Annotated in this window: 10 protein-coding genes and 2 pseudogenes; 9 read left to right on the top strand and 3 right to left on the bottom strand. The window is 54.7% G+C overall.

The genetic code is table 11. From position 1 onward, the window contains the following. A pseudogene (locus ADICEAN_RS11785) lies at positions 1–1,384 on the bottom strand (catalase); the annotation flags it as partial. A gap of 433 nt (positions 1,385–1,817) precedes the next feature. Here ADICEAN_RS11785 and ADICEAN_RS11780 point away from each other — a divergent pair. Next, entirely contained in the window at positions 1,818–2,819 is a 1,002-nt protein-coding gene (locus tag ADICEAN_RS11780; protein WP_009195828.1) for a zinc-binding dehydrogenase, read from the top strand. 41 nt (positions 2,820–2,860) lie between these two features. On the opposite strand, the gene ADICEAN_RS11775 is transcribed toward ADICEAN_RS11780, so the two are convergent. Further along, on the bottom strand, positions 2,861–3,190 hold the full coding sequence (locus ADICEAN_RS11775; RefSeq protein WP_009195827.1) for a tetratricopeptide repeat protein: 330 nt from the start codon (positions 3,188–3,190) through the stop codon (positions 2,861–2,863). Positions 3,191–3,274: 84 nt separating this feature from the next. Here ADICEAN_RS11775 and ADICEAN_RS11770 point away from each other — a divergent pair. The 4 genes and pseudogenes from ADICEAN_RS11770 (at position 3,275) to ADICEAN_RS11755 (ending at position 7,104) form a co-directional block, all read left to right on the top strand. Next, positions 3,275–4,010: pseudogene (locus ADICEAN_RS11770) on the top strand (electron transfer flavoprotein subunit beta/FixA family protein). Positions 4,011–4,052: 42 nt separating this feature from the next. Beyond that, complete coding sequence (locus ADICEAN_RS11765; protein WP_009195825.1) at positions 4,053–5,009, top strand: electron transfer flavoprotein subunit alpha/FixB family protein; 957 nt, start codon at positions 4,053–4,055, stop codon at positions 5,007–5,009. A 7-nt stretch (positions 5,010–5,016) separates the two neighbouring features. Next, positions 5,017–5,631: a bifunctional nuclease family protein gene (locus ADICEAN_RS11760; RefSeq protein ID WP_009195824.1), complete on the top strand. Its 615-nt coding sequence runs from the start codon at positions 5,017–5,019 to the stop codon at positions 5,629–5,631. 156 nt (positions 5,632–5,787) lie between these two features. Then, positions 5,788–7,104 carry a NupC/NupG family nucleoside CNT transporter gene (locus ADICEAN_RS11755; RefSeq protein ID WP_009195823.1) on the top strand — a complete coding sequence of 439 codons (1,317 nt, stop codon included), beginning with the start codon at positions 5,788–5,790 and terminating at the stop codon, positions 7,102–7,104. Positions 7,105–7,107: 3 nt separating this feature from the next. Here the strand turns inward: ADICEAN_RS11755 and ADICEAN_RS11750 are convergent, their stop codons facing one another. Continuing rightward, positions 7,108–7,815 carry a peptidoglycan DD-metalloendopeptidase family protein gene (locus ADICEAN_RS11750; protein ID WP_009195822.1) on the bottom strand — a complete coding sequence of 236 codons (708 nt, stop codon included), beginning with the start codon at positions 7,813–7,815 and terminating at the stop codon, positions 7,108–7,110. Between the two features lie 97 nt (positions 7,816–7,912). On the opposite strand from ADICEAN_RS11750, the gene ADICEAN_RS11745 reads away from it, so the two are divergent. Genes ADICEAN_RS11745 through ADICEAN_RS22645 form a run of 4 tightly spaced genes read left to right on the top strand, consistent with a single transcriptional unit; the run spans position 7,913 to position 10,628 of the window. Beyond that, on the top strand, positions 7,913–8,644 hold the full coding sequence (locus ADICEAN_RS11745; RefSeq protein WP_009195821.1) for a hypothetical protein: 732 nt from the start codon (positions 7,913–7,915) through the stop codon (positions 8,642–8,644). Between the two features lie 21 nt (positions 8,645–8,665). Continuing rightward, entirely contained in the window at positions 8,666–9,202 is a 537-nt protein-coding gene (locus ADICEAN_RS11740) for an RNA polymerase sigma factor (RefSeq protein ID WP_152426403.1), read from the top strand. Further along, positions 9,199–10,467: a hypothetical protein gene (locus tag ADICEAN_RS11735; RefSeq protein WP_009195819.1), complete on the top strand. Its 1,269-nt coding sequence runs from the start codon at positions 9,199–9,201 to the stop codon at positions 10,465–10,467. Before ADICEAN_RS11740 ends, ADICEAN_RS11735 begins: the two co-directional genes overlap by 4 nt. Beyond that, positions 10,464–10,628: a hypothetical protein gene (locus ADICEAN_RS22645; protein WP_009195818.1), complete on the top strand. Its 165-nt coding sequence runs from the start codon at positions 10,464–10,466 to the stop codon at positions 10,626–10,628. Before ADICEAN_RS11735 ends, ADICEAN_RS22645 begins: the two co-directional genes overlap by 4 nt. Positions 10,629–10,630: the final 2 nt, after the last annotated feature.

Below are 10,630 nucleotides of genomic sequence, written 5' to 3'. Positions count from 1 at the left end.
AGCTCAAAATGCAGGGCGCTGATGATGTGCTTTTGCTCGGGCTTAGCATGCTGTTCCAGAAAAGGGTGGCCTGGCTAAAGTGGTCTTTAAAGCTTTCGCTGCGCTCCCGGATCTTGCGCCCATCTACCCGCTCCTGGTAGTGCACATAGCCGCCTTCAGCTTCGGAGGCCATCTTAAACTTATCTCCTTCCAGCGAGCTGGGGGAGTAGTTGACCTTGCCGGTGCCCACCGTTTGTTTCATAAAGCCGGCGCCATGAAAGTTGTGCACCGGACATACGGGCCGGTTAATGGGTACCTCGGTGAAGTTTTTGCTGCTGAAGCGGTTGATCTGCGTATCGATGTAGGAAAACAGACGGCCCTGCAGCAGGGGGTCGTTGGTGAAATCGATGCCTGGCACCACATTGCCGGGGTGGAAGGCCACCTGCTCGGTTTCGGAAAAGAAATTGTCCGGGTTGCGGTTCAGTACCATCTTGCCTACTTTCTTTACGGGTACCAGTTCTTCGGGAATGATTTTGGTGGCATCCAGCAGGTCGAAGCCAAATTTGTGCTCATCTTCTTCTTCCACCATCTGCACACAGAGTTCAAACTCGGGATAATCGCCCATGTCAATGGAATCCCACAGATCGCGGCGAAGCCAGTCGGGGTCTTTGCCGGCCAGTTTCTGGGCCTCATCCCACACCAGGGAATGAATGCCCAATACCGGTTTCCAATGCAGTTTTACAAAACGGGACTTGCCCTGGGCGTTGATCCAGCGAAAGGTGTGTACTCCAAAGCCTTCCATGTGGGCAAAGCTGCGGGGTATGGCCCGGTCGGAGAGTACCCACATGAGCATATGGGTAGATTCCGGCATCAGGGAGGCAAAATCCCAGAAGGTGTCATGCGCGGCAGAGGCCTGTGGCATTTCATTGTCGGGCATGGGCTTGATGGCATGCACAAGATCAATGAACTTGATGCCATCCTGGATAAAGAATACCGGCATGTTGTTGCCTACCAGGTCGTAATTGCCTTCCTGGGTATAGAACTTTGTTGCAAAACCCCGCACATCCCGCACCGTATCGGCCGAGCCTCGGGAGCCCACAACGGTAGAGAAGCGCACAAAGACGGGTGTCTTTACCGAGGGATCGGAGAGAAACTGGGCCTTGGTATACTCAGCCATGGATTCATAGGGCTGAAAATAGCCATGGGCCCCTGAACCACGGGCATGAACCACCCGTTCGGGAATAGACTCATGATCGAGGTGCGTAATACGCTCCCGGAACAGAAAATCTTCCATGATAGTGGGCCCCCGGCTGCCGGCTTTCAGGGAGTCATCTACATGGTTTACCCGTACGCCGGTATCGGTGGTGAGAAACTGCTCTTCGGACTCTTCCCGGTAGGCATCCATTTGCTTGTCCTTGGCATGCTCATCAAACTTGAAGCTGGCAGGGTCGCTTTGAGTCAGGTTTTTACCCTTTTTTTCTTGTTATCCATAATGAGTGATGGTTAAAAAATCTTCCAGGGCCTTTTATAATGTGTTAAGATGCCCGGTAGAGGTTTGATACATGTAGAAGCAGGAAAGGGCAACAATGAGCGATATCAGATCCGACATTGCTAAATAAAGGGTGGTGCTCATTTCAACTGCATTACTGGCCCGTTTTAAGAGGGCACTAAAATGAGAACATGCATGGGGGTGAGGGGTTTTGATCAGATTATTAAAAAAGCATTAAAAAGTACTGTCATCAGGCAAATAGGAGCTCAGCCTACTTTTGGCAGAAGCGGCTGGAAGGACTATATTTGGTCGTTTAACAATAGTGTACCCTCGCTGATCTATTTTTTTCATGAAAGCACTTGTCCTTACACATCCCAAAACGCTCGAATTTTCCGATAAACCCATCCCCACCCCTAAAGAAGGAGAAGCCCTTGTACGCCTGAAGGCCGCCGCGCTCAATCACCGGGACCAGTGGATACGCGAGGGCCTGTATGCCGGAATCCAGCCCGGGGTGACTCTTGGCTCCGATGGTGCCGGTGTGGTAGCGGCTGTAGGAGGGGAGGAGCATCAGGAGTGGGTAGGCCGCAACGTAGTGATCAACCCCAACCGCAACTGGGGGCCAAATCCGGCCGCACAGGCGGCGGACTACAACATCCTGGGCATGCCCTCCGATGGCACCTTTGCCGAGTGGGTATGTGTACCCCTTGACAGGCTCTATCCCAAACCCAAACACCTGAGCTGGGCCGAAGCGGCCGCTGTACCCCTGGGTGGGCTCACCGCCTACAGAGCCCTGTTCCGGCAGGGGTGCCTGGTCAGGGGCCAGAAGGTGCTGATCAATGGCATAGGCGGGGGTGTAGCCCAGTGGGCCTTTCTGTTTGCCCTGGCAGCCGGTGCCGAGGTATGGGTGAGCAGCAGCGCCGCCGAAAAGATTGCCGCAGCCAAAGAAGGGGGGGCAAAAGGGGGGTTCAACTATCGGAGCGACACCTGGACCTCGGACGCTAAAAAAGAAACGGGAGGTTTTGACCTGATCATAGACTCGGCCGGCGGAAATGCCCTGAACCACCTGTTGAATGTGGTAAAACCCGGGGGCACCATTGTGTTCTATGGCGCCACCACCGGGGTACCCGACAACTTAAACCTGCGCAAGATCTTCTGGTCGCAGATCCGGCTGCAGGGTTCTACCATGGGAACCGATGCCGAATTTGCCGATATGCTGGCGTTTCTTGAAAAGCACCAGATTCGCCCCATCATGGAAGCGCCGCTGCCCTTTGATCGTATCCTGGAGGCGCTGGACCGTATGAAGGAAGGCCGGCAGTTTGGCAAGCTGGTGGTAGAGATGGAAGGGCAATAGGTAAAAAAGGACAAAACCAAAGCCCCAAACTGGAGTTCTTTCTATAGCTCATCCAACTCTACCAGCAGGTTTTGGTAGGCATTCTGCAGTTCGCGCAGGCTATGGTGGCTGCTTTGCTGGCGGGCTAGGGCTATGCCTGTCTGGTATACCTCCTTGGCGCGCTCGCTCTGGCCCAGTTCGGCAAGCAGGGCAGCGGCATGGTAGTAGGTGGGCAGATACTCGGCATGCCGGCTAAGCAGGTGCTCAAAATAGGCTAGCGCCTGCTGCGGATCAGCGGAGCGGAACTCAAGCGCCAGGGCATAGTGCAGAAAAGGATCATCGGGGCTTTCGGACAGCATCTGCTGCAACTGCTCAATTCGCTGCACTGACATATATTCTTTTTTCTTTAAAGTTATTACTTTATTTTCGGGCTAAATTTACACGTACTTATAGTTTTATCAACTTTTCTATTTTTTATGAAAATCCTGGTTTGTATCACACACGTTCCGGATACCACATCCAAAATTTCCTTTTCTGATAATAATACCAAGTTGAATAGTGCAGGGGTTCAGTTCATTATCGGTCCGTATGACGATTATGCCCTGGCCCGCGCCATTGAGCTCAAGGAGCAGAGCGGCGGCTCGGTAACCGTACTGAATGTAGGCGAGGCCGATACCGAACCTACCATCCGCAAGGCCCTGGCCATTGGCGCCGATGAGGCCATCCGCATCAATTCCTTCCCTAAAGATTCTTTTTTTGTAGCCCAGCAAATAGCTGCTGTAGCAAAAGAGGGAGGCTATGACCTGATTCTGATGGGCCGCGAATCCATAGATTTCAATGGGGGTATGGTACACGGCATGGTAGGCGAGCTGCTGGGGATGCCAAGCGTATCTCCTGTAATGAAGCTGGACATTGAGGGCAACACCGCCCGCCTGGCCCGCGAAATAGAAGGGGGTAAAGAGTATCTGGAACTGAACCTGCCCTTTGTGGCCGGCTGCCAGGAGCCCATTGCCGAATGGAAGATCCCCAACATGCGCGGCATCATGACCGCCCGCACCAAAAACTGGACGTACGGGAGCCGGTGGCGCCCGAGACCAAGACCGAGCTGCAGCGCTACGACATGCCACCGCCCAAGGGGGGGTGAAAATGATCGATAAGGACAATGTAGGGGAGCTGGTACGCCTGCTGAAAACCGAAGCCAAGGTCCTGTAATTTTTCGCTAAATCAATTTCTGGTCTTAAGCCTTTTTTATATATGTCTGTATTAGTATTTATCGAAAGCGCCGACGGCGCCATAAAAAAATCTTCCCTGGAGGCCATCTCCTTTGCCGCAGCCATGGGGCAGGGTGATGTTACCGCCATTTATCTGGGCCAGCTGGAGAGTGCCGAGCTACAGAAAGCCGGCAATTTCGGCGCCACCAAGGTGCTGCATGTAAACGACGAGCGGCTCAATAAGGGCATTATTCAGGCCTATGCTTCTGTACTGGCACAGGCCCTTGAGCAAAGCGGCGCCAAAACCCTGGTGCTGGCCAAATCGGCCCTGGGTGATCCTGTGGCGGCGCGTGTAGCCATTAAAACCGGCGCTTCTTTTGTATCGAATGTAACGGCTCTGCCCGATACCACCAGCGGATTTAAAGTAACCCGCAGCATCTATACCGGCAAAGCCTTTGCTACCGAAGAGATGAAGGGGGATATCAAGATTCTGGCCGTTAAGAAAAATGCGGTAGACCTGAAGGAAACCGGCGGTTCTGCCCAGGTAGAAGCCTTCTCACCCCAGCTGAGCGACAGCGATTTTGGCGTAACCATCACCAAAACCGAAAAGCAGGAGGGCGAAGTGCTGCTGCCCGAGGCCGACATCGTAGTCTCTGGCGGACGGGGCATGAAAGGCCCTGAGAACTGGGGCATGCTGGAAGAGCTGGCAGGGGAGCTGGGTGCGGCTACCGGCTGCAGCAAACCCGTATCAGACATTGGCTGGCGCCCCCACCACGAGCACGTGGGCCAGACAGGGGTAAAGGTAAGCCCTACGCTCTACATTGCGGTGGGCATTTCAGGCGCCATTCAGCACCTGGCCGGCGTAAACTCAAGCAAGGTAATTGTAGTTATCAATAAAGATCCGGAAGCACCATTCTTCAAGGCGGCTGATTACGGTATTGTTGGCGATGCGTTTGAAGTAGTGCCGAAACTAACCGAAGCGATCAGAGCCGCTAAATAAGCATACTGTGGAGAAGATAAAATTAGAAATATTAGGTCTATCGTCCAGCCAGTCCCAGTCGGGCTCCTTTGCGCTGGTATTGGGGGAGGCGCATGGCAAGCGCCGGCTGCCGATCATCATTGGCATGTTTGAGGCCCAGGCCATTGCCATTGAGATCGAAAAGATCATCCCCAACCGGCCCATGACCCATGATCTTTTCAAATCTTTTGCCCAGAGCTTCGATTTTGAAGTAGAGGAAATTGTGATCTCCGACCTGAAAGAAGGGGTATTCTTCGCCAAGATTGTGTGCCACAACGGAGCCAAGCAGATTGAAGTGGATGCCCGACCCTCGGATGCCATTGCCATTGGCCTGCGCTTTAATGTGCCCATCTATACCTTTGAGAATGTAATGTCCGAAGCCGGCATTGTGCTCTCCGAAGAGCCCGAAGAAGAGGAGGAAAAGAGCAGCAGCCGCAGCACCAGTAAGCGGGAAAGCAGCAGCAAAAAAAGCAGCAAGCCCTTTACCGAGCAGCTCAAGGACCTCTCCAATGACAAGCTGAGCAAAATGCTGGAAGAGGCCCTGCAGCAGGAAGATTATGAAAAGGCGGCCAAGATCCGGGACGAGATGAACCGCCGCAATTAATATTTCTAATTCCCTACAGCACATTATTTAAACCTTATCCTTTAGCGGATAAGGTTTTTTATTTGGGCTCCAGGACGTTTGGGGGTGCAGGAGGGGGCCGTAAAATTTTTTTTCTAGGGGTATTCCGCTATTTTTGGTCCGGTTAAATTTTGAACGGTGGATATAGTAAGAGCCTTAGTCGGGATACTGGTATTAATCGGTTTTGCCTTTCTTTTCTCAAGCAAACGAAGTGCCATTGACTGGCGGCTAGTAGGCATTGGTCTGCTGCTGCAAATCACCTTTGGCCTGCTTATAACGCAGGTAGAAGCCGTAGCACTTGCCTTTAAAAAAGTAAGCGAAGCCTTTGTGATCTTTCTGGGCTACAGCGATGATGGCGCCCGCTTTCTGTTTGGCAACCTCATTGATGCCTCCGGCAACTGGGGCTTTATTTTTGCCTTTAAGGTACTGCCCACCATCATCTTCTTTTCTACCGTTACGGCTGGTCTCTATTACCTGGGCATACTGCAAAAAATTGTCTACGGCATTGCCTGGATCATGGCCCGCACCATGCGCCTGAGCGGTTCGGAGAGCCTTTCGGCTGCCGGAAACATCTTCCTGGGCCAGACCGAAGCCCCGCTGCTGGTGCGCCCCTTTGTGGCCAACATGACCCGCTCGGAGCTCATGTGCCTTATGACAGGGGGCATGGCCACCATTGCCGGCGGCGTACTGGCTGGTTATGTAGCCTTTCTGGGCGGCGATAGCATTGAAGAGCGTACCCGCTTTGCTACCTACCTGCTGAGTGCTTCCATCATGAATGCGCCGGCTGCCATTGTTATTTCCAAGATCATCATTCCCGAAGTAAATCCCGAGCAGATCGACCGGGAACTAAAGGTGAACTCCGAAACCCTGGGCGAAAACCTGATCGATGCCCTTTCCCGCGGTGCCTCCGAGGGGCTTAAGCTGGCCCTGAACGTAGGGGGCATGCTGCTGGCCTTCATTGCAATCATCTATGCTGTAAACGGCTTTCTGGCGGGCTTTGTAGGCGAGATCAGCCTGGGCGGCAGTACCCTGAATCAAAGCGTTTCAGCCAGCACGGGGGGTACTTTTAGCGGCTTTACGCTGGAGTATCTGCTGGGGCAGGTATTCCGGGTGTTTACCTGGGTTATGGGGGTAGAGTGGTCTGAAACCCTGGCTGTAGGCAGCCTCCTGGGCCAGAAAACGGTGATCAACGAATTTGTAGCCTATAGCAGCCTGGCCCAGATGAAGGAAGTAGGGGGGCTCAGTCCCAAATCCATTATCATTGCCACCTATGCGCTTTGCGGCTTCTCCAACTTCAGCTCCATTGCCATACAGGTAGGGGGTATTGGCGGCATGGCTCCCAACCAGCAGGGACAGCTGAGCCGCCTGGGCATGCGGGCCCTGCTGGCCGCCACCATTGCCTGTATGATGACGGCCACCATTGCCGGTGCCCTGATGGCGGGCGAGATCGACTAAGCCCTACAGGGGAAATTTAAGCAGTATGTTAGGGTCCGGGCAGCGCAGGCGGTAATAGTCTGCCCTGGAGGGAGCCGCCACCCCAGGATAATCCCCCTTCATTCCTTCCATATCCAGCATGATCTGAAAGTGCAGATGGGGTGGCCAGTCGCCATTTTCTTCTGCCGTACCCAGGCTGGCGATCTGCTCCCCGGCTGCCACCGGCTTACCCTCTTCTAATTCCAGCAACGACTGCCGGCTTAAATGGCCGTAGAGCGTATAAAAGGTGATCTCTTCCAGCTGATGTTCCAGAATGATGGTAGGGCCGTAATTGCCAAAGCCGGCATTGTCGGCAAAGCTGTGGACCCGCCCGCCGAGTGCTGCATAAATGGGTGTGTGGGCCGGCAGCCAGATATCTACCCCCAGGTGCAGGGTGCGGTGCTCTTCGCCGGCAAATACGGCACTGCGCAGGTACAACCTGCGGTCTTCCATATAGCCGCCTATGCCGCCAATACCCTCCTGGCGGCTACATTCTGCGCAAATAAACGCATCCAGGCCCCCGGTATCCGCCACCTGTATGGCTGCCAGACGGGTATTGGCGCCCGACAGATCGAGCCAGACCAGGCGTTGCTGATCGGATAGCTGCACTACGGGACGTATGGACTGGGCGGCGGACTGGATAAGCTCCTGCCAGCGCAGGGCTTTATGCGAAAGGTCAATAGCTGAAATCATCCCTAAAAATAAGATTTTCCTACATTTATTGGACTATCCGTTCCAACCGGCGTAGCTTGGGTTTCGTCTACCCCTAAAACTATGTTGCTTGTTCCTCATGCTGCTTAGAAAAAGCATTCTGCTCTGCCTGGCCCTGCTGCCCCTCTTCTCATGCTCCAAGGATGATCTTACCCGACCCGTAGCGGCTGTGCTGCTGGTAGAAATGGGGCCATCCCAGGGGAGCGGCGCCAATGAAAGTCTTGAAGTAACTGGTGGACGCCTGTTCATCAACGAACTAGGCTTTGATGGCTACCGGGAGGGGGGCGAGAATTATTTCTTCACCCGCAGCTTTACAGGGGGACATGGCGTGGTTTTCAGCAAAGAAGCCCCCGGCCAGATTCTGCAGTTTGAGATGCCACAGGGGGTATACTCCCGCATTGATCTATCTCTGGAGCTGCCTTTGGGCAATGATGCAGCCGCTGCCCATGAGGAGCTTGATCGGGCTGATCTCCGCGGAGGTGTTGAGCTTTGGGGGGAGTATGTTACCAGTCATGGGGTAGCCGTACCGTTTCTCTTTATCTACGCCGGGGAAGATGCCTACCGCTTTACGGCCCGGGGCGATGGGGGGAGTCAGCAGGTAGTGGTACAGGAGGGGCAACGGCAAACAGCCCGCCTTACGTTTCAGCCGCAACGCTGGATGGACCTGATCAACCCGCGCATGCTGCAGAGTGGCAAGCTGAGCCTGGTAAACGGTGAGCCCACCGTTGTGATCTCCCGCCATCAGAACGAGGCAATCTATAACCTGCTGGTGAGCCGCATTGAACAATCGGCCTTATTCCTTTTTGATTAAGCTATGGAACCTCTTGCGAACATGTCAGACGAAGCGTTGCTGGAGGGATGCCTAAAAAAGGACCGCAAATACCAGGAGCTGCTCTACCGCAAATATTCCCGCAAAATGTATGCGATCTGCCAGGCCTATGCCCGGGATAAGGATATGGCGCAGGATATTCTGCAGGATAGTTTTGTAAAGGTTTTTCTGAAGATCAATACCTACGCTCCCACCAATTCGCTGGAGGGCTGGATTCGCAGGGTGGTTACCAATACCGCCATTGATTATTTCCGCCAGAGCCGCCGCCTCAACAATTTCATAGAACTGGTGGAAGAGCACAACCAGGAAGTATCCGAAGACAATATCTCCAGGGCCATCAATGTGGAGGAAATTCTGTTTTTTCTGCGCAAGCTGCCCGAAGGCGCCCGGGTAATCTTTAACCTCTATGCCATAGAGGGCTATACGCATAAGGAAATCGCAGACCGCCTCTCCATCAGTGAGGGAACTTCAAAATCTCAGTACAGCAGAGCCAGAACCATTCTGCAGGCATATTTAACCGGATTGGCAGGACACGTGTGAAAACCCCCGACCACTTTACAAACTGGATCAAAACCCGGCTGGAGGAAAACCCGCTGGAGCCTCCTGCCGAGGCCTGGAATACAATTTCCGAAAGCCTGGACCTGGAAGGCGCCTGGGAAGGCATAAACCAGGATCTGGAGCTGGATGGCCTCTGGACCTCCATTGACCAGCGGCTGCTGCAGGCCGAGCAGCTCCTGTGGTGGGAAAAAGCCGGCAAAGCGGTTAGCGGACTGGCAGCCATGCTGGTGCTGGCCCTGCCCCTCTGGTTTCAGCTGGCAGACCCTACTGAAGCACTGGTAGCCGGGCAGGAGGTGTCCGAAACCGACCTAACCCAACTGCCTGGAGCCAATGCAGGAACTGACGTAGCCAGCACTTCCACTAACCCCCTGGCCAGTCCGGACCGGGAGCAGCGGGAGCCAGCTGCCGAAAGGCAGGACGCAGCCGCAGCAACCCAATTCGCTGAACCAGAGAATGTGTCTGCTACTGGCGGGGCAGAAGGGCCCCAATACCCTATACCCCCTTCTTCGATCGCATCCATACCCTTACCCAAGGGCAGGCAGCCCCGCACCCCTAACGCAAGCGCATCGGGTATCCATCAGCCGGGTGCTGGAGCGAACGGAGCTGCTGCCGGGCAGGGCGCTTTCAGATCCACAAAGGGGGAAGAAACAGCCCCACACACCCTGCCACTCGTGCAGCTGAGCAGCCGGGAGGGAGAACTGGCGCTGGCTGAGCCAAAGCTGACAGTCCCTAAGACCACTACTCAGGCCCCTGTACGGGAAGAAGCCGTGGTGGCCAAAAAAGCTACGCCTGCCGGTAACTGGCGCGTAGGCCTTGGAGGATCGGGCAGGCTAAGCTACCTGCTCAACCAGAAGACCTTCCATGCCATGGACAAATCTTCCCTGACCACCCCCTTACCCGGCCTGCGCAAAAGCTTTTCCCTGCAGGCCGAAAGACCCCTGAGCGCCCGGCTGGTTTTCCTCTCTGATCTGGTGGTGCACAATGAAGCAGGCCAGCGGTATGAGGAGTACCACAGCGGCATTTATGGCACAACCGATACGCGCCTGCGCTATACCCAACTGAACGCCCTGCTGGCCTATAGTCCAAGCAAAAGCGCCCTGGCCGCCAGGCCGTATACCCGCTGGCTGGGGGGCTATCCGGAGGCTGGCTGCACCAGGCACAACTGTCCGGCCCGCTGGGGGTACAGGACCTTACGGGGGAGTACCGTCGCCACTCGGCCGGGCTGCTGCTGGGGGTGGAATACATGATCCCCCTGAGCAGCCAGCTTTGGATGGGCTATGGGGTGCGTACCTATGTGGATCTACTGAATATTTATGCCGGCAATGCCGAAGTTCCGGCCCACTTCCGCCGTACCCGCAGCTCTGCTTTGGATTTTACGCTTACATTTAAGTACGAAATAAGGAAATAACC

The sequence above is a fragment of the Cesiribacter andamanensis AMV16 genome, from assembly GCF_000348925.1.
GTDB classification, from domain to species: Bacteria; Bacteroidota; Bacteroidia; order Cytophagales; family Cyclobacteriaceae; genus Cesiribacter; species Cesiribacter andamanensis.
This window is presented reverse-complemented; position numbering and strand designations above follow the sequence as displayed.